Here is a 20368-nt window from a genome sequence, read left to right on the forward strand (position 1 = left end):
GGCGGCTGAGGTAGTTCCAGATCAGGACGAGGAGCGGGCCGTGGATTTTCAGTCGGTAGCCGTTGTCGGCCACGGAGCGTTGCAGGGCGCGGAAGATCACCGCGAAGCGCTCGGACGGGTCGGCGGGCATGAAGGGAGCGTTCGAGATCATGACCGCACATAACCATGGCGGGTGGGGGGTGAGAAAGGGAAAAAGTCAGGGAAGGGAAAGCGAGCGCTTCTTTTTTGTAAAAAAGAAGCAAAAAACTTTTGGTTGTTTTGGGTGGGGTTGGTTGGTCCAGGCAGGATGATCGGTACAGCACATTCAGTTCGGGCTTACAGCGGTGCCGCGTGCTGCCGTTGCGCCGCTGAAGTCATTACCGAACTTGCGACGATTAAACATCGCACAGGTCGGCACGACCATCTTGCGGTCATCCAGCGTCATCCCCAAAAAACGACACATCCGCTTGGATTGACTTGGGCAGATCAATTTCGAGCAATCCACAGTTTAGATATAGGAGATCAAAATGTCTTATCTTGCGAATCGTGATGAATCCCTTTTGGTTTATGTCGATGGACTGCAAAATGCCCATGCGATGGAGACTCAAGCTATCGAATTACTGAGCCGCCAGGTAGAGCGACTCGAGCATTATCCGGACATGGAAGCCCGCATGCGCCAACATATCGCGGAATCGGAGACGCAGCGCGCCCGGTTGGAAGACGTTCTGCGGTCGCATTCGGAGGGGGCAAAATCCGGCACATCGACGATCAAAGATGCGATCCTGGGTCTGGGTGGCAACATTGCAGCGGCAATTCATGCACCGGCCACGGACGAAGTGCTTAAAAACACACTCGCCAACTTTGCATTCGAGCATTTCGAGATCGCCGCCTACAAAACATTGATCACGATGGCCGACGCGCTGGGTGACCCCCATGGCAAAGCGGCCGCAGAGGCCTGCCTTGCGGAAGAAGAAGCGATGGCAAAATGGATCGACCAGCATATTGCGCAGACCACGCTTATTTTCCTCAACCGGACCGATGCCGGGATTGTCGCCAGTCATTGATCAGCCGTGACAGACCGAACCAGGCGACTATGCGCTTGATGATTTGCACCGTCCGGCGTCCGAGCGCCGGCTGGGCCGTGGCCTCGTCAATCACCGCTTGCCATGGGTTTCACTGATGATTGATCGATCACAACTCGGTTGAATTATCCAACACTTTTGCAGTCCGGTACGGAGTACGGTGCCATTGGATCGGTGGGTATCGAGGGATACCCACCCTGATCACGCCATGGTGCGGCTAGATTGGTGGATATCAAGTGATAGCCACCTTACTCTAGCCGCCATCGTCATGCGGCAAGAGCGCGGACAGCGGATGGCCTGAAGGAACCAGCAACGATTTGCGGTTGGATCACGTTCATCCATTAAGACAAATTTAACATTGTTATAATATTGCAACTAAAAAACTGGTGGGCTGATCACACTACTTTTCATCTTATCGAGTCGACGGCCGTCCGGAACGGAACCGTTTTCCGGACACGCTTGTGCGGCCATGGAGACGGGTACGTGCTTCATCGTCATTGGCTCAGCGGGAGTTTGAAGCTAAGACGCGTGAATGAAGAACGCTATTACTGAACGCTTGATCATTCGCGCGCCGCGACCCACTGACCTCGCCGCGTTTCTGGAGTATCGCAATCATCCGAGCATCGTCGAAGGCGGGGCGATCGAGCCGATGGGCACGGATGACGCGCGTGAGTTCCTTGCGAAACAGGCTGATTTCGATCCGACCGGTGACGGTGGATGGTTCATGCGGGCGATCGAGCATCGACAGCAATGCAGGATGATCGGTGAAGTTGGCATTTTCCTGTCTCCCAAGACGAGCCACGGCGATATCGGCTGGATTGTGCATCCGGACTACCATCGGATGGGTATCGCGACAGAAGCCGTTGGGGCGTTTGTCGGCTCTGTCTTTCGAGAGCTGAAGTTACATCGGCTGACCGCCGCCTGTGAACAGCGTAACATAGCCTCGTGGCGACTCATGGAGCGCATTGGCATGCGTCGCGAAGGGATTTTCCGGCAAAGTCGGCAGGATGCCGCCGGCTGGCAGGACGAGTTCCTTTATGCGCTCCTGCAAGCCGAGTGGCTTCACAATGATTTGTATTCGTAACGTATAAACGAGTCTGGTGCGCGCCGGCGGGGGTTGGGTCGATGCGCGTGGCGGTGCATCATAGCGGCGCCACATCGGGAGACCAGCATGTCGATGATCGACGAAACCCTATTGTCTGCCAGCGCGCACCAGGTGCTGCGCGACGCGATCGAGCCGCGCCTGCCGGGCCTGTACCGCGGCAAGGTGCGCGATAATTATGATCTGCCGGATGGGCGGCGCATTCTGGTGACGTCGGACCGATTGTCGGCGTTCGATCGCGTGCTGTGCTGCATTCCGTTCAAGGGGCAGGTGTTGAACGGCGTTGCCCGCTGGGCGTTTGAGCAGACGGCCGATATCTGCCCGAACCATGTGCTGGATTATCCGGACCCGAACATTGTGGTGGGCCGGCGGCTTGCGATTCTGCCGGTTGAGATTGTGGTGCGGGGTTATCTGGCGGGCACCACCAGCACCTCGATCCTGACGATGTATCGGGCGGGGCGGCGGCAGATGTATGGCCAGGTGCTGCAAGACGGCCTGGCCGATTATCAGGTGCTGGAGCGGCCGATCATTACCCCCACCAGCAAGGCGGACGACGGCGCGCATGATGCGCCGCTGACCGCCGACGAGATCCTTACGCGCGGGCTGCTGAGCGAAGCGCAATGGCGGAAGATCAGCGAAATCGCGCTCGCGCTGTTCGCCCGGGGGCAGGCGCTGGCCGCGGCGCGGGGGTTGATCCTTGCCGATACGAAATATGAATTCGGCATCGATGCCGGCGGGAGCATCTGCCTTGCCGATGAGATCCACACCCCTGATTCCAGCCGTTACTGGCGGGCGGATACCTATCGGGAGCGTCTCGCCGCCGGCAAGGCGCCGGACAGCTTCGATAAGGACGTGATCCGCGCCTGGGTGGCGGCGCGATGTGATCCGTATGCGGATGATATTCCGGAGATCCCGCCGGCGCTGATCTGGAAGACCGCGCTGACCTATGTGGAGGCGTATGAGCGGATTACCGGGCGCGTGTTCGAGCCGCCGCCGCCGGCGCCGCCGGTGCAGGAGCGGGTGATCGCGGCGCTTGGGGGGTTCCATGGGTTATGAGCGTGCCGGATGTTCGCGACCGGCGCGATTTAAGGGGCACGGGATCGTCGGTAATCCTGTGGAAATACTCAGCCCAAGATAAAGGGATGGTTTGGAGCATGATGTGCGGCGAGGCGGCGCGCGACCCTCGATTTGCCGCTGTCGCCGTCGCCGCCGATCCAATAGACGTGCCGCACTGTTTCGCTTGACGATTCCATGTGGCACAGTATCGGTGCATGTTGTGGTTTGCCATGATGGTTGAGTGTCGTATCGCACGTGTCGCGGGTGCGGGAGCTCACTCCGCAATATCAGAGGTAACCATCTCCTGTCGCTACAGGGCAGGTGGCTCGGTAGCTCGGAATGAAGGTCGGTCCGCGATTACGTCGTACCACTGGGATAGATGAGGGCGCCCGTCTCGCCATTTCCACCCAGGCATCCGGGGTTCGATCAGGCCCAACGCGATGCCCAGAACAATCTGCGCCGTATTGAACTGGCCTGAGTAGGCGCCGCAGGCAACGACGCTCTCCAGCGCGTCTGCTGCGCGGTTCACGCGCGAAGACTCCCGCGCGATGACAGTCGCCGAGCGTTCGGGTTCGGGCAGGAGCAGAGCCCGTAGCCAGGTGGTGATGCCTTCCAGCAGGCCCATAGCTTGGCCCATCTCGGCCAGCGTTCGCCAACCGTCGGACCCGTTCCGGGGCAGCAGCTTCGGCCCGCGGGTGTGGACGTCGATGTAGTCCAGGATCAGCAAACTTTCTGTCAGGACCGTGCCGTCATCCAACTCCAATGCCGGAACCCGCCCGATTGGGCTCAGCACCAAGACCTCCGAATCAGCCGAATAAAGTTGCGCGCGCGTTAACTCTCGCTTTGTTACGAGCGTATCCAGGCCGGTCTCAAGCAGCGCAATCCGGACCATGCGCGCAAACGGAGACCCTGCGGTGTATAGCAGGCGCATCGTTGGCTCCTCGTCGATTTGTATCAGATCAGATGCGTTTTAGGCGCTGCCGAGCGACCTGACCAGTAACTCCCTCATCCCAAAAGTCTTGATTTTTGCACTAATTGGGTCGCTTCTTTTCTCAAATAAAGCCGCGTGCGAGTATGCACTTATGCCCAGCTATGAACCAATCGATATAGGCGTGGCTCTCCAGTCTAGCCGGAGCGACCTTGTTGCCTTTAAGTGGGCAACAAACGGCATAACTGCGGACTTTATTTTGCCTGATGACGACGCTCATTTGTTGCGGGTGTCATTCGATAAGCAATGCATTGTAAGGCTTTTGGATGAGATGCCGCTCAGCACCGAGGAAGATAATTCCGAAACGGAAGGTATTGTCCCAGAGCAATTTGCCTATCGGATCGAAGGTGCCGCTTTCGCTCACTCCCAGTCCAGCGCATGGAAAATAGCGGAAGGAAGGGTAACCCACTATCTGTTCGTCACAGGATGGGCATGCATGGACGTCCTCACCGCTGGCCCCCCTACATTTACCGTTGTGACGCGGCCTCAGGAAGGTTGAATCTGTTGCAAAATTTTTAATTTCGACTTGGCTGTTGCGTGCCTTTCTGTGCTTTTGTTAACGTGCGGAGATGAATGAATTCGCCGATCGGGTGATCGATCTTTATGAGCGCCATGCGCGTGATTGGGATGCTGATCGGAATCGATCGGATGATCATCCGTGGATCGATCGGCCGTGGCATGAGCGGTTTGTGGCGGCGTTGCCGGGGGGGTGGGGCGCGCGTGCTGGATTTGGGGTGCGGGTCGGGGATGCCGGTTGGGCGATATCTGGCTGAGAGCGGATTGCTGGTGACCGGGGTGGATGCTTCGCCGACGCTGATTTCGTTGTGTCGTGAGCGTCTGCCCGCGCATGAATGGATGGTCGGTGAGATTGGGTTTGCGGTGATTGCTCACGCGGTCGAGGATTGGCAGACCGGCGGCGGGCGCACGGTATGGCTCGCGCGGAGGCAGGGCGCGTGATCGTGAAACAGCCCCTGCCGCAGAGTCAAAAAGTTTTTTGCTTCTTTTTTCCAAAAAAGAAGTGCTTGCTTAACCTCGCGCCGCAACCCGCCGATCCTTGCGCGACGGCAAGTCGCTCGCCATAACCGGCTCATGGATATCATCGACAGTTTGCGGTCTGCCTGGGTTCCGCCGCATCGGGCGGGGTTGCCGTTCATTATCGGCGGCGTCGTGATTTTTGTGGTTGGTTTGATCGTGGCCGGGTGGCTCGCGTGGATCGGGCTGGCTTTTGTGTTGTTCTGCCTGTTTTTCTTTCGTGATCCGGCGCGGGTTATGCCGGCGCGGCCGGATGCGGTGGTGGCGCCAGCGGATGGGCGGGTGGTGATCGTGGATCAGGCGGTGCCGCCGGCGGAGCTTGGTTTGCCGCCGGTTGCGATGCCGCGAGTGGCGATTTTTCTCTCGGTGCTGGATGTTCATGTCAATCGGGTGCCGATGGCGGGCATGGTGACGCGGATTGCGTATCGGCATGGCACGTTCGCCAATGCGGCGGCGAAGGAATCGGAGCTCAATGAGCGCAATGCCATTGCCATCCGGCTTGATAGCGGCGCGGAGATTGCGGTGGTGCAAATCGCCGGGCTGATCGCGCGGCGGATTTTGTGCGATATTCATGAGGGCGATCGGGTGGCGACGGGGGCGCGGTTCGGGATTATCCGGTTCGGCAGCCGGACCGATTTGTATTTGCCGCCGGGCAGCGTGCCGCTGGTTGCGGTGGGTCAGCGCATGGTGGGCGGCGAGACCGTGATTGCGGCGCTGGGCACGACGCTGGTGTTATGAGCGAGGCGCTCAAGCCCCGCCGCTTCGTGCTGCCGCGCCGCCGCCCGCCGCGCCGGCCGCGGCTGCGCGGGCTGAGCTTCAACCGGATGTTGCCGAATTTGCTGACGCTGGTGGGGCTGTGCGTGGGGTTCACCGCGATCCGGTTCGCGCTCGATGGGCGGTTCGGGGCGGCGGTGATTGCGATTGCGGTGGCGGGCGCGATCGACGGGCTCGATGGGCGGTTGGCGCGGCTGTTGAAGGCGACCTCGCGGTTTGGGGCGGAGTTCGACAGTCTTTCGGATTTTCTGTGTTTCGGGGTGGCGCCTTCGCTCGTGCTGTTCCTGTGGTCGCTCGATCAGTGGGGGGCGTTTGGGTATTTGCCGTCGCTGATGTTCACCGCGAGCATGGCGCTGCGGCTGGCGCGGTTCAATGCTGCACTCGATGAGTTGCCGCACGCGGATGACGGGCACCTGCCCGCGTTTCGGTTCGCGCAGAATTTTTTTACCGGCGTGCCTGCGCCAGCGGGTGCGGCACTCAGTCTGTTGCCGATTTATCTTGGGCTTGAGGCGGCCGAACATAATATCGCCTGGCTGGCGGATGTGGCGCGCGCGCCGGCGCTGAGTGCGATCGTGCTGGTGGGCACCGCGTTGCTGTGCGTCTCCACCCTGCCTGTCTGGAGCTTCAAAAACTTCAAGGTGCCGCCCAGCTTCGTGCTGTGGCTGCTGCTGGGGGTCGTGGTGTTCGCCGCCATCATGCTCGCCGACCCGTGGCTCGCGCTCGCGCTGCTGGCCGCTGCGTATCTGGCGATGCTGCCGTTCAGCCGACGTAGCTTCAAACACCTCCAAGCCGAAGCCGAAGCCCGCCTCCAACCCGAGACCGAGTGATCCCTAGGGCTGGGGGTGTGGCGGGTGAAGTGAGGAAGGCGGGGGGCTTTGCCCCCTCGACCCCCACTAAGGGCTTAGCCCTTAGAACCCGCTAGTTTTAGGCAAGGGGAGGGCGCTGCCTCGGATTTTCCGTCCCTGGGTCGCCCTCCCCTTGCCTAAAACTAATGGATTTTAAAGGCTCCGCCTTTAACGGGGTCCAGGGGCAGAGCCCCTGGCCTTCCTTGCTTCAAGCGCCACATCCCAGCGCAGGGATCATTCGGTATGGAGGTTGGGTTGCTGCGGTTTTTGGGGTTGGTTGGGGTGGTGGTGGGGTTATCGGCTTGTGCGATGCCGCGGCCTGGCGGGTTTTATCGTGGGGTTGATGTTTCGGGGGCGCGGCCGGGGCAGGTTTTGCGGGCGCGGCCGTTTGGGGCGGCGCCTGTGGGGGCTACTGCGACGTTGGTGGTTTATGCTTCGACGGGGGTGGGTGGGGCGATCGTGCCGGTTTCGGGGGTGATTTATGTGCCACGCGGGCCGGCGCCGCCGGGTGGGCGGGATGTGATTGCCTGGGCGCATCCGACGACGGGGGTTGCGGCGGGGTGTGCGCCTTCGTTGGGCAACAAGGTGTTCGACAGTCTTGATGAGGGGGCGAGCATTCCGGGGTTGCGGCGTTTTTTACGGGCGGGCGATATTGTGACGGCGACGGATTATGAGGGGTTGGGGGTGGCTGGTGTGCACCCGTATTTGATCGGGGATGCGGAGGCGGCGGATCTGATCGACAGTGTGCGGGCGGCGCGGGCGTTGCCGGGGGCGGATGCGAGCCGGAATTATGGCGTGTGGGGGCATTCGCAGGGGGCGCAGGCGGCGTTGTTTGCCGGGCAGGATGCGGCGGCGTATGCGCCGGAGCTTCATTTGGTCGGGGTTGCGGCGGCGGCGCCGCCGAGTAATTTGGGGGCGGAGTTGCGCAAGCCGACGTCCGACAGCGGGCGGGTATTGGTGTCTTATGTGTATGCCACGTGGTCGCGCTGGTATCATGTGCCGATGACGAGCGTGGTGGCGCCGGCGGCGGTGGCGCTGGTGCGGCGGGCGGCGGATCGGTGCATCAATTCGGTCGGGCAGTATGTGCTGGCGCAGCGTGCCGGGGCGGCGCTGAAGCGGGTGTTTCTGGCGCATGATCCGATGGTGACGCGGCCATGGCCGCGCTTGTTTCATGAGAATTCACCGGGTTATGCGCCGGAAGGGGCGCCGGTGTTGCTGACGCAGGGGACGGCGGATGACACGGTGTATCCGCGGTATACCGATGCGTTCGATCGGCGCGCGTGTGCGATGGGGGACCGGGTGGATTATCTGAAGCTGAAGGGGGTTGGCCATGTGTTCGCGGGGTATCGGTCCGCGAAGCTGGTGGCGGCGTGGTTCGCGGGGCGGTTTGCCGGGGCGGCGGCGCCGGATACGTGCCCGCGTTCGGTGGTGGTTAAAGACTGACGAGCCAATCGCGCCAGTCTTGCGTGTCGAACACGATGACCGGGCCGGCGCCGTGGCGGATCAGGGCGGCCATGGTTTCGGCGGGCGGGACGGGGAGATCGCCGATCGGGTTGAGGATGACCATGGCGATCGGGATGTTGCGGGCGCGGAGCGCCTCGATGGTGCAGAGGGTGTGGCTGATGGCGCCGAGGTAGCCGCCGGCGACAATGATGGCGGGCAGGCCGAGTTCTGCCATCCAGTCGCGCACGGTGTGACGGTCATCGAGCGGGACCATGGCGCCGCCGACGCCTTCGATCAGGAGGGGGGCGGCGGATTTCGACATTTCCGTGCGGCAGAAAGCGAGCAGGGCGTCGAACGGGATGGTTTTGCCCGCACGGGCGGCGGCCATGTCGGGCGAGAGCGGATCGGGGAAGCGCCAGGGGCAGATTTTCGCGACCACGGCATCGCTGGTCATTTGCCCCATGGCGGCGAGCAGCGTGCCGGCGTCGCTGGCGGCGGAGCGGGCCGGTTGGTAGCCGCTGGCGACCGGTTTGAGCGCCCAGGCCTTGATGCCCTGGCCGCGCCAATGGCGGAGCATGGCGGCGGCGATGTGGGTTTTGCCGATGTCGGTGCCGGTGCCGGTGATGAAGAACTGGGTCATGCTGCGATCATGATGGAGGTGCGGACGTGGTTGGCAAGACGTTCGATATCGGCTTCGTGGTGGCCGGCGGTGAAGGCGAAGCGGAGGCGGGCGGTGCCGTCTGGCACGGTGGGCGGCCTGATCGCGGTGACGAGGAACCCTGCGGCGGCGAGGCTGGCCTGGGCGGCCAGGGCGGTTTCGGCCGCACCGAGGATGAGCGGCACGATCGGGCTTTGGGCGGCGGGCAGGCCGAGAGCATCGGTGAAGTGGCGGGCGTGGCGGAGCGGGCGGGCGCAGAGATCGGGGTCGGTCGCGATCAGGTCGAGCGATGCGATCGCCGCCGCGACCACGCCGGGCGGCAGGCCGGTGGTATAGATGAAGCTGCGCGCGCGGTTGCGGATCAGGTCGCAGACCGCAGCGGAGGCGCAGAGATAGCCGCCGTAGCCGCCGACCGCTTTCGAGAGCGTGCCCATCTGGAGGGGAACTGCGGTGCCGTGCGCCGTGCCGCGGCCGGCGTTGAGCACGCCGATGCCGTGGGCGTCATCGGTCATCAGCCAGGCGCCGTGGGTGGACGCGATTGTGGCGAGCGCCGCGATCGGGGCGCGGTCGCCATCCATCGAGAAGACGCCGTCGGTTGCGATGATGGCGTGGCGCCATGGGTGCGCGGCGAGCAGATGGGCCAGATGGGCGACATCGTTATGGCGGAACGGTAGCACCGCGGCGCCGGAGAGTTTGGCGCCGGCCCAGATGCAGGCGTGGGCCAGTTCGTCGATGAACACGGCATCGCCCGCGCCGACCAGGGCCGGGATGATGCCGATGTTGGCGAGGTAGCCCGAGCCGAACACGACGGCATCCGCCGTGGTTTTGAGGTCGGCCAGGCGGCGTTCCAGCGTGCGGTAGAGCGGGTGATCACCGGTGACGAGCCGCGAGGCGCCGGCGCCGACGCCGTAGCGCTGCGTGGCGGCGACCGAGGCGGCGATGACATCGGGGTGCTGGGACAGGTTGAGATAGTCGTTGCAGGAAAACGAGATCAGGCGCTGCCCGTCACGCAGGGCGATGGCGTTGGGGCAGCGGGTGATCGGGCTGATGCGCCGGCGGAGGGATGCGGCGTCGAGCGATGCCAGTTTGGTGGTGGCGAAATGGTCCAGGGTGGTGGTCATGGGTTTGGGGGCCAAAGCGAAGGTGAAGGAAGCACTTCTTTTTTTGTAAAAAAAGAAGCAAAAAAACTTTTGGTCGTGGGGGCGTTGCTTGGGAAAACGCCCGCGCCCCCGATTATGAAAGTTTTTTGCTTCTTTTTTTCAAAAAAGAAGCCTTTCCCTACCCTTCCCTGACTCACGCTTAAAACCCTTCCCGTCATCCCCGCCCCGGTTTATCACCAATTCCGGCCATAGCGGCAATTCGGAGAGATCGATGTCCCTGACGCTCGAACCATCAACCACCCAACCGGCCACGCCATCCGCCACGCGGGCGCGGATCGCGGCGATGCTCGCCTTGCCGCTGCCTGAACTGATGTTTCAGGCGCAGAGCGTGCATCGGCAGCATTTCGACCCGACCGAGGTGCAGATTTCCACGCTGCTCTCGATCAAGACCGGCGGCTGCCCGGAGGATTGCGGCTATTGCCCACAGTCGGCCGGTTTCGATGCCGGGGTGCCGGCCTCGAAGCTGATGGAGCTGGAACCGGTGCTCGAAGCGGCGAAGCGCGCGCGCGATGCCGGCGCGCAGCGGTTCTGCATGGGGGCGGCGTGGCGGTCGCCGAAGGATCATGATCTGGACCGGGTCGCCGCGATGGTCGCCGGGGTGAAGGCGCTGGGGATGGAAACCTGCGTCACGCTGGGGATGCTGCGGCCGGATCAGGCGGAGCGGCTGAAAACCGCCGGGCTCGATTATTACAACCATAATCTGGATACCTCGCCCGAGTTTTACGGCCGCATCATCACCACGCGGGTCTATCAGGACCGGCTGGATACGCTGGCCGCGGTGCGGGATGCCGGGATCAATGTGTGTTGCGGCGGGATCATCGGCATGGGCGAAGACCTGAATGATCGCGCCGGGCTGCTGGCGGCGCTGGCGGATCTGGACCCGTATCCGGAATCGGTGCCGATCAATGCGCTGGTTGCGGTGAAGGGGACCGCGCTGGGCGAGACGGCGCCGATCGATCCGATCGAGTTCGTGCGCACCATTGCGGCGGCGCGGATCGCGATGCCGAAATCCTACGTGCGGCTCTCGGCCGGGCGGGAGCAGCTTTCCGACGAGGCGCAGGCGCTGTGCTTTCTGGCGGGTGCGAATTCGATTTTTTATGGCGACACGCTGCTGACCACCAGCAACCCGGCGGTGGCACGCGATAACGCGTTGTTTGCGAAACTGGGTATGAACCGGCAAGCCTGAAGCATGGATGTCACTGATCCCGACTGGCTGACCACCGGGTGGAACCACGTCTGGCTGCCCTATGCCCAGATGCGGACGGCGCCGCTGCCGATGCCGGTGGTGCGGACCAGCGGCAGCGAGATCCAGCTTGCGGATGGGCGCATCCTGATCGATGGCATCGCCTCCTGGTGGACCGCCTGCCACGGCTATAACCATCCGCACATCCGCGCGGCGGTGGCGGCCCAGCTCGAGGCGATGCCGCATGTGATGTTCGGCGGGCTGGCGCATGAGCCGGCCTATCGGCTTGCCGCGCGGCTGGCGGGGTTGCTGCCGGACGGGTTGAACCGGGTGTTTTTCACCGATTCCGGCTCGGTCGCGGTCGAGGTGGCGATGAAGATCGCGGTGCAGGCGCGGCTTAACCGGGGCGCGCGCGATCGCACCAAATTCGTTGCGTTTCACGGCGGCTATCATGGCGACACGTTTGCGACCATGGCGATCTGCGATCCCGAGGAAGGCATGCACGCGCTGTTTGCCGGGATGCTGGCCGAGCAGGTGATCGCGCCGCTGCCGCGAGATGCGGCGTCGCGCGCGGCGTTCAACCTGATTGTCGAGGCGCACGCGGGAACGCTGGCCGGGATCATCGTCGAGCCGCTGGTGCAGGGGGCCGGCGGCATGGTGTTCAACGATGCCGCGACGCTGCGCCATTTGCGGGCGACCGCCGATCATTACGGGCTGACCTTGATATTCGATGAGATTTTCACCGGGTTCGGGCGGACCGGGACAATGTTCGCCTGGCAGCAGGCGGGGGTGGTGCCCGATATCATCACGCTGTCGAAGGCGCTGACCGGCGGGACCTCGCCGCTGGCGGCGACGATTGTGGCCGATGCGCTGTTCGAGGCGTTTTTATCGGACAATCCCGGCCATGCGCTGATGCACGGCCCCACTTTCATGGCCAATCCGCTGGGTTGTGCCGCCGCCAATGCCTCGCTCGACCTGTTCGAGACCGAACCGAGGCTGGCGCAGGCCGCCGCGATCGAGGCGGCGCTGCGTACCGGGCTCGCGCCGTGCCGGGCGCTGCCCGGGGTAGTCGATGTGCGGGTGATGGGCGCGATCGGCGTGGTGCAGCTTGAGCGGATCGATGATCCGGCGGCGTTGCGCGCCGCGTTCATCCGGCACGGTGTCTGGGTGCGGCCGTTCCGCGATATTGTTTATCTGACGCCGGCGCTGACGATCGATCCGGGTCAGTTAAGTGATCTGTGCCAGGCGGTGGTGAACGTCGTGAATTCAACCACCGCCATTAAAACCGGCACAGCCCCAAATTCATAAAAGTTTTTTGGTTCTTTTTTTCAAAAAAGAACCCTTGCTTTCTCACCGCCCCCGATCACAACGCCGCCTCGGCGAAAATGCGGGTGACATCGCCGTGCCAGGCGCCGAGGTAGCGGCCCAGCCAGTATTCCGCCTGGGTGGGTTCGCCTTCGGTGATGGCTTGCAGGGGGGCGAGGTAGATGCGTTCGTCCTCGCCGGCCGCGTTGAATTGCGCGCGCGCCCGCAGGCCTTCGGCGGCGATGGCGACGGCATCGCGCCCGAGATCGCGCAGCGTGCCTTTGCCGAGTTTGATGTCGAGGCCGGCGCGCGGCACCTCGTTGCGCAGCGTGATCAGCGTGTCGTAGTCGATGTCGCGGATCAGTTCGCAGGCGGCTTCGAGGGCGGCATCGTCGTAGAACAGTCCGGTCCAGAAGGCCGGCTGGGCCAGCAGCATGGCGGGGTTGCCGCTGTCCGCACCGCGGGTTTCGATGAAGCGTTTGAGCCGGACATCGGGGAATGCGGTGGTCGCGTGATCGGCGAAATCGCCGATCGTGGGGGTCTGGCCTTCGAACCCGGCGAGCCGGCCCGCCATGAAATCGCGGAAGGAGCGGCCGGAGACGTCGATATAGCGCCCGTCGCGGTAGACGAAATACATCGGCACATCGAGCAGATAGTCGGCATAGCGCTCGAAGCCGAAGCCGTCCTCGAACACCGCGCGGGGAATGCCGGAGCGTGCGTTGTCGGTATCGAGCCAGGTGTAGGCGCGGTTCGATAGCATGCCGTCGGGCTTGCCTTCGCGGAACGGGCCGTTGGCGAACAGGGCGGTGGCGAGCGGTTGCAGGGCGTAGCCGACCCGCATTTTGCGGACCATGTCGGCTTCGGAGGCGAAATCGAGATTGGCCTGCACCGTGCAGGTGCGCAGCATCATGTCGAACCCGCGGGTGCCGACGCGGGGCATGTAGGCGCGCATGATGGCGTAGCGGCCTTTCGGCATCCAGTCGAAATCGGCGCGGGTGCCGGTCGGGTGAAAGCCGAGCGGTGCGAAGCCGAGGCCGAGCTTCGGTGCGACGCGGTGGATGCGCGCGATATGCGCATCGATCTCGGCCTTGGTTTCGTGCAGCGAGGCGACGATGCCGCCGGACAGCTCGAACTGGCCGCCCGGTTCCAGCGAGATCGAGAAATTCCGACCCGTCAGGCCGATCGGGTTGCCGCGATCGAGGATGGGTGTCAGGCCTTCATCGGCGCCGATCATGTCGAGCAATTCGCGGATGCCGCCCTCGTAGCGGGGCGGGTGCTGGCCGTTCAGGGTGAAGCCGAAGCTTTCGTGTTCGGTGCCGATCCGAAATTCGGACGCGGGTTTACAGCCAGCCGCGAACCAGGCGGCAAGCTGGCTGGTTTGGGTAATTGCCGTCGCATCGGCCTCTCCGGGGTTAGACAAGCACGTCTCCTGATCTCAACTCTGCACGATCTCAACCCTGATCCGGTGCGGCGAGCAGGCGCGCAAGTCCGGCAATGGCGGCGGTCTCGGCGCGCAGAATGCGCGGCCCGAGCGAAACCAGCGTAACAAACCCATGCCGGACCATGCCGTCAAGTTCCGCCGGTGCAAACCCGCCTTCGGGGCCGACCAGCAGGGCGTGGGGTTGCAAATGCGGGATCGCGACCAGAGGTGGGGCGGTGCTGCGTTCGGCGGCGACGAACAGGCGGCGATCGGGCGGGAAATCGGCGAGGAATTGCGCGAGGTCGCGCGGTTCGTGCACCGGCGGCACGTGCAGGCGCTCGCATTGCTCGGCCGCTTCGGTGGCGATGGCGGTGAGCCGCTCGCGATTGATGCGCGCGGTCTGGCTATGGGCGGTGAACACCGGGTAGATGGCGGCGACGCCGAGTTCGGTGGCTTTTTCGATGATCAGATCGGTCGCGTCGCGCTTGACCGGGGCGAAGGCGAGCCAGCAATCGGGCTCCGGCGCGGGGGTGCGGGTTTGTGCGCCGAGTGCCACATCGGCGCCGTGGCGGTTGATCCGCTCGATCACGCCATCGAACTCGCCATCCGCGCCGTTGAAGAGGCGGAGGGTATCGCCGGCGCGCCGGCGCATCACCGTGCCGAGGTAGTGCGCCTGGGCCGGGTTTGTGCCAATCACCGCACCGGTTGCCAGTTTCAGCGGAACATGAAGGCGGATGATCGAAGCCATGCCGAACGCTTTACCAGCAGATCAGGGATTTACCGATATCCGCCCGACGGGCTGGATCGCGCGGTTGCCCGCCAGGCTGCGGCCGTTTGCGCTGCTGGCCCGGCTGGATCGGCCGATCGGCATCTGGCTGCTGTTTCTGCCGGGGCTGTGGAGCATTCTGCTGGCCGGCGCGGGGGTTTGGTTCAGCCTGTATCTGATCGTGCTGTTCGCGATCGGGGCGGCGGTGATGCGCGCCGCCGGGTGCACGGTGAATGATTTATGGGACCGCAAGCTGGATCGTCTGGTGGCGCGGACGGCGGGGCGGCCGCTCGCCTCCGGCGCGCTTTCGGTGCCGCAGGCGTTGCTGCTCGATCGGACGGCGCAAATTCTCGGTGTGATGTCGCTGGTGCTCGTGGCGCTGTATCCGGCTGCCAAGCGGGTGACGTTCTGGCCGCAGATGATGCTGGGCTTCACCTTCGGGTGGGGCGCGCCGATGGGCTATGCGGCGGCGCACGGCAGTCTCGACTGGCCGGTGCTGCCGCTCTACGCCGCGACAATTTTGTGGATTCTGGGGTATGATACGATCTACGCGCATCAGGATCGCGAGGATGATGCGATGGCCGGGATCAAATCGACCGCGTTGAAATTCGGCGCTGACACGCGGCGGTTTTTGATTGTCTGCTATGGCGGTGCGATCGGTTTGTTGCTGGTTGCGTTCATCATCGCGGGGTTGCGCCCGCTCGGCATCGTTGCGCTGGCGGCGCCGGCGGCGCTGCTGGCCTGGCAGATCGTGCGGCTCGATATCGATGATCCGGTGCGCTGCCTTGCCCTGTTCAAGTTGAACCGCGATGTCGGCCTGCTGGTGGCGCTTGCCCTTTTGCTCGGGCGATGACCGATCCGGAGGATTTCATCCGCCGCTCGACCTGCCTTGCGGCACCGGAGCTGATCCCGGAAATCAGGCTGCATCTGGCGACCGAGATTACGCCGATCTGGCAGGCGACCGAGGCGTTTCTGGCGGAAACCGGCATCGCACCGCCGTATTGGGCGTTTGCGTGGCCGGGCTCGATCGCGCTGGCGCGGCATTGCCTCGATCATCCCGAGCTGGTGCGCGGCAAGCGGGTGATCGATTTCGCCGCCGGGTCCGGGCTGGCGGGGATTGCCGCGTGGATGGCGGGGGCGGCCGCGGTGACCGCGATCGAGATCGACCCGATGGCGGGGGCGGCGATGGCGCTGAACGCGCGGGCGAACGGGGCGGATATCGCCGTTGAAATCGGCGATGCGACCGGGTCGGTGCGGGATGCCGATGTGATCATGTGCGGCGATATCTGTTACGAAGCCCCGATGACGCGGCATATCTGGCCCTGGCTGCGCGCATGTGCGGCGCGTGGCGAGGTTTGGATCGCCGATCCGGGCCGCGCCTATGTGCCGCGCGAGGGTCTGGCGGCATTCGCCCGCTATGAGATTGCCACGACGGCGGAACTGGAAAGCCGGACGATGCGCGAGACAATTTTATATCGCATCACGTGATGTGCGCGTGGCGGAAGTTTTCTACCGCTGTTTTTCCAAAAAGAAACGCTTTCTTAACGGTGCCCTGCGACATTGACGTGCGGTTGACCCTCACCACCTCGGGCAGTAAGCAAGTGCAGCATTTCGATATGTTTTTTCAACAATCGACAACGAATGGTGATCGTCGTGCCAGATGTGCGTGAAGCCCTGATGCAGGGCCGCAATACCGCCGGAACCCTCGTCCAGCGACCGTTATCGCCGCATTTGCAGGTCTATAAGCCGCAGATTTCCTCGGCCTTGTCGATTTTTCATCGGATTACCGGTGTGGCTCTGTCGCTCGGGGCGGTGCTGCTGTCGCTTTGGCTGGCGGCGGCCGCGACCTCGCCGGGTGCGTTCGCGCTTGCACAATCGCTGCTCGATTCGATTGTCGGCATGCTGATCTTGTTTGGCTTCACGCTCGCGCTGTTCTACCATTTTTGTAACGGCGTCCGGCATTTGCTGTGGGATGCCGGCTATGGGTTCGACCTGCCGACGATGCACCGGACCGGCTATGCGGTTCTGGTTGCGAGTGCGGGGTTGACGGTGGTGTTCTGGATCATCGGGCTGGTGATCCTGTGAGCGCGCCGCGATCCGATCAGGCGATCAAGATCATGCGCTCGCCGCTGGGGCGGGCGCGCGGCATGGGTTCGGCGAAATCCGGCCTGGGGCATTGGTGGGCGCAGCGGCTGACCGCGATGGCGCTGCTGCCGCTGTCGCTGTATTTCGTGCTGTCGGTGTTTCTGCTCGAAGGGGCGGATCAGGCGGCGATGCTGCGCTATATGGCGGAACCCTGGAACGGCGTGCTGTTCATCGCGCTGATTGCAGCCCTGTTCTATCATTTGCAGCTGGGTTTGCAGGTCGTGATCGAGGACTACATCCATAGTGAGGCCAGACGCCTCACCGCCGTGCTGGCGATGCGCGCAGCCGTGACGCTGTTCGGCCTGCTCGCGCTGGTCTCGGTGCTGAAACTGATTTTCTGATCCTGCAGGGTAAAGAACCATGAATGCCATGTCGAAGCCATCGCTCGGGGCCTACACCATCATCGACCATACCTATGACGTGCTCGTGGTCGGTGCCGGCGGGTCCGGTCTGCGCGCCACCCTCGGCATGGGCCAGGCCGGGCTGAAAACTGCCTGCATCACCAAGGTGTTCCCCACGCGCAGCCATACCGTGGCCGCACAGGGTGGCATTGGTGCCGCGCTCGGCAACATGGAGCCGGACGATTGGCGTTGGCACATGTATGACACCGTCAAGGGCTCGGACTGGCTGGGCGATCAGGACGCGATCGAATACATGTGCCGCGAGGCGATTCCCGCGATTTACGAGCTTGAGCATTTCGGTGTCCCGTTCAGTCGCACCGAGGATGGCAAGATCTACCAACGCCCGTTCGGCGGCCATATGAAGGAATTCGGCGCCGCACCGGTGCCGCGCGCCTGTGCTGCCGCCGACCGCACGGGGCATGCGATTCTGCACACGCTGTATCAGCAGAGCCTGAAGCAGGATGTGGAATTCTTTGTCGAGTATTTTGCGACCGACCTGATCATGGACGACGAGGGTGCGTGCCGCGGCGTGATGGCCTGGTGCCTGGAGGACGGCACGATCCACCGGTTCCGCGCGCAGTTGGTGGTGCTGGCGACCGGCGGGTATGGCCGCGCCTATCTGTCGTGCACCTCGGCCCATACCTGCACCGGTGATGGCGGTGGCATGGCGTTGCGCGCTGGGCTTTCGATGCAGGACATGGAGTTCGTGCAGTTTCACCCGACCGGTATTTTCCCGGCCGGCTGCCTGATCACCGAGGGTGCCCGCGGCGAAGGCGGCTATCTGACCAATGCCGAGGGCGAGCGGTTCATGGAGCGCTATGCGCCGACGGCGAAGGACCTTGCCTCGCGCGATGTGGTTTCGCGCTCGATGACGATCGAGATCATGGAGGGGCGCGGCTGCGGGCCGAACAAGGATCATATCCTGCTGCATCTCGAAGGGCTGAAGCCCGAGCAGTTGCACGAGCGGCTGCCGGGGATTTCCGAGACCGCGCGGGTGTTTGCCGGTGTCGATGTGACAAAGGCGCCGATTCCGGTGCTACCGACCGTGCATTATAATATGGGTGGGATTCCCACGAATTTCCGCGCTGAAGTGCTGCGTCCGACTGCCAGCGATCCTGATGCGGTGGTGCCTGGGCTGATGGCGGTGGGCGAGGCTGCGTGCGTTTCGGTGCATGGCGCCAACCGGCTTGGCACCAATTCGCTGCTCGACCTGGTGGTGTTCGGCCGTGCGGCGGCGCATCAGGCGGCGAAGATCGTTACCCCTGGTGCGTCGCAGGCCAATCTGCCGCCGCGTGCGGGTGAAGCTTCGCTCGACCGGCTGGATGCGACGCGTCACGCGAAGGGCGGCACCAATGTGGCGGCGCTGCGCGACAATATGCAGCGCACGATGCAGAACCATGCCGCGGTGTTCCGCAATTCGAAGACGCTCAAGGAGGGTGTCGATAAGATGTCGACCATCTGGCACGGCATGAAGGACATTACGGTCAATGATCGCGGCATGATCTGGAATTCGGACCTGATGGAAGCGCTCGAGCTGCATAATCTGATGGGCAACGCGATCACCACCATGGTCTCGGCGGAGGCGCGGCACGAAAGCCGTGGTGCCCATGCCCATGACGATTATTCCGAGCGTGACGATGCGGAGTGGATGAAGCACAGCCTGGCGCATTGCACGCCGGATGGTGCGGTTTCGCTCGATTACCGGCCGGTGCGGATGCAGACGATGACCAACGATGTCTCGGTGTTTCCGCCCAAGAAGCGCGTTTACTGATCAGAGGTTCCGAACCATGGCCGAACTGACCCTTCCGAAGAACAGCCGCGTCACTGCCGGTACCACCCACAAGGCGGCGCCCGGGGCGACGCGCGTGAAAAACTTTCAGGTCTATCGCTGGAACCCGGATGATGCCGGCAATCCGCATACCGACACCTATGAAATCGACCTCGATCAGTGCGGGCCGATGGTGCTGGATGCGCTGATCAAGATCAAGAATGAGATCGACCCGACCCTGACGTTCCGCCGCTCCTGCCGTGAGGGTATTTGCGGTTCGTGCGCGATGAACATCGACGGCACCAATACGCTCGCGTGCCTCAAGCCGATCGATGAGGTGAAGGCCGACGTGAAGATCAACCCGCTGCCGCATATGGCCGTGGTCAAGGATCTGGTGCCCGACCTGACGCAGGCTTATGCGCAATATCGCTCGATCGAGCCGTGGTTGCAGTCCGAGACCCCTGCCCCGCCGGATGGTGAGCGGCTGCAGAGTATCGAGGAACGCGCCGATATCGATGGGTTGTGGGAGTGCATTCTTTGCTTCTGCTGCACGACGTCGTGCCCGTCCTATTGGTGGAATGGCGATCGCTATCTTGGGCCGGCGGTACTGATGGCGGCTTATCGGTGGATTGCGGATTCGCGGGATGAGAACACCGGCAAACGGCTGGATGCGCTGGAAGATCCGTTCAAGCTCTATCGGTGCCATACGATCATGAATTGTACGCAGACCTGCCCGAAGGGACTCAATCCTGCGAAGGCGATTGGGAAGATCAAGCAGTTGATGGTGGAGCGGCAGGGGTAAGGGAAGGCTTCTTTTTTGTAAAAAAGAAGCAAAAAACTTTCCGACCCTGGGGCACGGGCGGTTTCACCGGCACGGGCCCAAATTAAAAAAGTTTTTTTTGCTTCTTTTTTGTTCACAAAAAAGAAGGACTTCCCTTGTTTTCTGTGCTTTTCGTTACGTTATCGTAACGATTTAGGCGTGCGAAATTACGGCCCCTTCCGCCACATTTTTTTGACGTTGAAGGAGGGGATGAACGGCTGGTGCCAGGGTGGCACGGGCGGTGGGGGCGGGCCGAGGATTTCGTGGAGTTGTTCCGGCGTGAAGTCGATGCTGCCGTCGGGGTTGATTTTGTATTGGTCCATGAAGCTGGGCTGGCGCTTTGGTTTGCGGGGGCGCTTGGGCCGGGGCTTGGTCGATTTGGGGCGTTTGATGCTGGCTGGGTAGCGCAGGCCGAGCATGGTGTGGAGCGGGCGGAGGATG

At 63.0% G+C, this 20368-nt stretch carries 22 protein-coding genes; 16 read left to right on the forward strand and 6 right to left on the reverse strand.

The window, feature by feature from the left end:
• Window positions 1-506: 506 nt before the first annotated feature.
• From B7X49_RS16930 to B7X49_RS16940, 3 genes are all read left to right on the forward strand, one after another.
• Window positions 507-1043, forward strand: coding sequence for a DUF892 family protein (locus B7X49_RS16930; RefSeq protein ID WP_286704827.1), 537 nt, complete (start codon window positions 507-509; stop codon window positions 1041-1043).
• 550 nt (window positions 1044-1593) lie between these two features.
• Window positions 1594-2145 (forward strand): GNAT family N-acetyltransferase, encoded by a 552-nt coding sequence (locus tag B7X49_RS16935; protein WP_286704826.1) that lies wholly within the window; start codon window positions 1594-1596, stop codon window positions 2143-2145.
• 93 nt (window positions 2146-2238) lie between these two features.
• Complete coding sequence (locus tag B7X49_RS16940) at window positions 2239-3219, forward strand: phosphoribosylaminoimidazolesuccinocarboxamide synthase (RefSeq protein WP_286704830.1); 981 nt, start codon at window positions 2239-2241, stop codon at window positions 3217-3219.
• 310 nt (window positions 3220-3529) lie between these two features.
• Here the strand turns inward: B7X49_RS16940 and B7X49_RS16945 are convergent, their stop codons facing one another.
• The gene (locus tag B7X49_RS16945) at window positions 3530-4150 is read right to left on the reverse strand and encodes a glutathione S-transferase family protein (RefSeq protein ID WP_286704825.1); all 621 of its coding nucleotides are present in this window, start codon (window positions 4148-4150) and stop codon (window positions 3530-3532) included.
• 151 nt (window positions 4151-4301) lie between these two features.
• Between B7X49_RS16945 and B7X49_RS16950 the strand changes: the two genes are divergently transcribed.
• The 5 genes from B7X49_RS16950 (at window position 4302) to B7X49_RS16970 (ending at window position 8301) form a co-directional block, all read left to right on the forward strand.
• Window positions 4302-4706: a hypothetical protein gene (locus B7X49_RS16950; RefSeq protein WP_286704824.1), complete on the forward strand. Its 405-nt coding sequence runs from the start codon at window positions 4302-4304 to the stop codon at window positions 4704-4706.
• A 104-nt stretch (window positions 4707-4810) separates the two neighbouring features.
• Entirely contained in the window at window positions 4811-5164 is a 354-nt protein-coding gene (locus B7X49_RS16955; RefSeq protein WP_286704823.1) for a class I SAM-dependent methyltransferase, read from the forward strand.
• Between the two features lie 132 nt (window positions 5165-5296).
• On the forward strand, window positions 5297-5977 hold the full coding sequence (locus B7X49_RS16960) for a phosphatidylserine decarboxylase (RefSeq protein ID WP_408735579.1): 681 nt from the start codon (window positions 5297-5299) through the stop codon (window positions 5975-5977).
• On the forward strand, window positions 5974-6840 hold the full coding sequence (locus B7X49_RS16965; RefSeq protein ID WP_029314248.1) for a phosphatidylcholine/phosphatidylserine synthase: 867 nt from the start codon (window positions 5974-5976) through the stop codon (window positions 6838-6840). Before B7X49_RS16960 ends, B7X49_RS16965 begins: the two co-directional genes overlap by 4 nt.
• Window positions 6841-7101: 261 nt before the next feature.
• On the forward strand, window positions 7102-8301 hold the full coding sequence (locus B7X49_RS16970) for a lipase family protein (RefSeq protein WP_286840336.1): 1200 nt from the start codon (window positions 7102-7104) through the stop codon (window positions 8299-8301).
• Here B7X49_RS16970 and bioD read toward each other — a convergent pair.
• The gene (gene bioD, locus B7X49_RS16975) at window positions 8291-8941 is read right to left on the reverse strand and encodes a dethiobiotin synthase (protein ID WP_286704821.1); all 651 of its coding nucleotides are present in this window, start codon (window positions 8939-8941) and stop codon (window positions 8291-8293) included. The genes B7X49_RS16970 and bioD overlap by 11 nt on opposite strands.
• Window positions 8938-10080: an aminotransferase class I/II-fold pyridoxal phosphate-dependent enzyme gene (locus tag B7X49_RS16980; protein ID WP_286704820.1), complete on the reverse strand. Its 1143-nt coding sequence runs from the start codon at window positions 10078-10080 to the stop codon at window positions 8938-8940. Before B7X49_RS16980 ends, bioD begins: the two co-directional genes overlap by 4 nt.
• Window positions 10081-10330: 250 nt before the next feature.
• Between B7X49_RS16980 and bioB the strand changes: the two genes are divergently transcribed.
• Window positions 10331-11305: a biotin synthase BioB gene (bioB, locus tag B7X49_RS16985; protein ID WP_029313888.1), complete on the forward strand. Its 975-nt coding sequence runs from the start codon at window positions 10331-10333 to the stop codon at window positions 11303-11305.
• A 3-nt stretch (window positions 11306-11308) separates the two neighbouring features.
• Window positions 11309-12610 (forward strand): adenosylmethionine--8-amino-7-oxononanoate transaminase, encoded by a 1302-nt coding sequence (locus tag B7X49_RS16990; RefSeq protein ID WP_286704819.1) that lies wholly within the window; start codon window positions 11309-11311, stop codon window positions 12608-12610.
• A 55-nt stretch (window positions 12611-12665) separates the two neighbouring features.
• Here the strand turns inward: B7X49_RS16990 and B7X49_RS16995 are convergent, their stop codons facing one another.
• Entirely contained in the window at window positions 12666-14027 is a 1362-nt protein-coding gene (locus B7X49_RS16995; RefSeq protein ID WP_286704818.1) for a glutamate--cysteine ligase, read from the reverse strand.
• A gap of 31 nt (window positions 14028-14058) precedes the next feature.
• Window positions 14059-14775, reverse strand: a complete 717-nt coding sequence (locus B7X49_RS17000) for a 16S rRNA (uracil(1498)-N(3))-methyltransferase (RefSeq protein WP_286704817.1) — start codon at window positions 14773-14775, stop codon at window positions 14059-14061.
• On the opposite strand from B7X49_RS17000, the gene B7X49_RS17005 reads away from it, so the two are divergent.
• The 6 genes from B7X49_RS17005 (at window position 14762) to B7X49_RS17030 (ending at window position 19909) form a co-directional block, all read left to right on the forward strand.
• Window positions 14762-15646 carry a UbiA family prenyltransferase gene (locus tag B7X49_RS17005; RefSeq protein WP_286840340.1) on the forward strand — a complete coding sequence of 295 codons (885 nt, stop codon included), beginning with the start codon at window positions 14762-14764 and terminating at the stop codon, window positions 15644-15646. The genes B7X49_RS17000 and B7X49_RS17005 overlap by 14 nt on opposite strands.
• Window positions 15643-16281: a methyltransferase gene (locus B7X49_RS17010; RefSeq protein WP_286704815.1), complete on the forward strand. Its 639-nt coding sequence runs from the start codon at window positions 15643-15645 to the stop codon at window positions 16279-16281. Before B7X49_RS17005 ends, B7X49_RS17010 begins: the two co-directional genes overlap by 4 nt.
• A 153-nt stretch (window positions 16282-16434) precedes the next feature.
• The gene (gene sdhC / locus B7X49_RS17015; protein ID WP_029313895.1) at window positions 16435-16878 is read left to right on the forward strand and encodes a succinate dehydrogenase, cytochrome b556 subunit; all 444 of its coding nucleotides are present in this window, start codon (window positions 16435-16437) and stop codon (window positions 16876-16878) included.
• A 32-nt stretch (window positions 16879-16910) separates the two neighbouring features.
• Window positions 16911-17279 (forward strand): succinate dehydrogenase, hydrophobic membrane anchor protein, encoded by a 369-nt coding sequence (gene sdhD, locus B7X49_RS17020; RefSeq protein WP_029313897.1) that lies wholly within the window; start codon window positions 16911-16913, stop codon window positions 17277-17279.
• A gap of 19 nt (window positions 17280-17298) precedes the next feature.
• Entirely contained in the window at window positions 17299-19110 is a 1812-nt protein-coding gene (gene sdhA, locus B7X49_RS17025; RefSeq protein WP_286704814.1) for a succinate dehydrogenase flavoprotein subunit, read from the forward strand.
• 16 nt (window positions 19111-19126) lie between these two features.
• Window positions 19127-19909, forward strand: a complete 783-nt coding sequence (locus B7X49_RS17030; RefSeq protein ID WP_029313900.1) for a succinate dehydrogenase iron-sulfur subunit — start codon at window positions 19127-19129, stop codon at window positions 19907-19909.
• 185 nt (window positions 19910-20094) lie between these two features.
• On the opposite strand, the gene B7X49_RS17035 is transcribed toward B7X49_RS17030, so the two are convergent.
• The coding region (locus tag B7X49_RS17035; RefSeq protein ID WP_286704813.1) for a hypothetical protein at window positions 20095-20368 on the reverse strand (274 nt) is incomplete at its 5' end.

This window comes from Acidiphilium sp. 34-64-41, from assembly GCF_002282635.1.
Lineage (GTDB): Bacteria > Pseudomonadota > Alphaproteobacteria > Acetobacterales > Acetobacteraceae > Acidiphilium > Acidiphilium rubrum.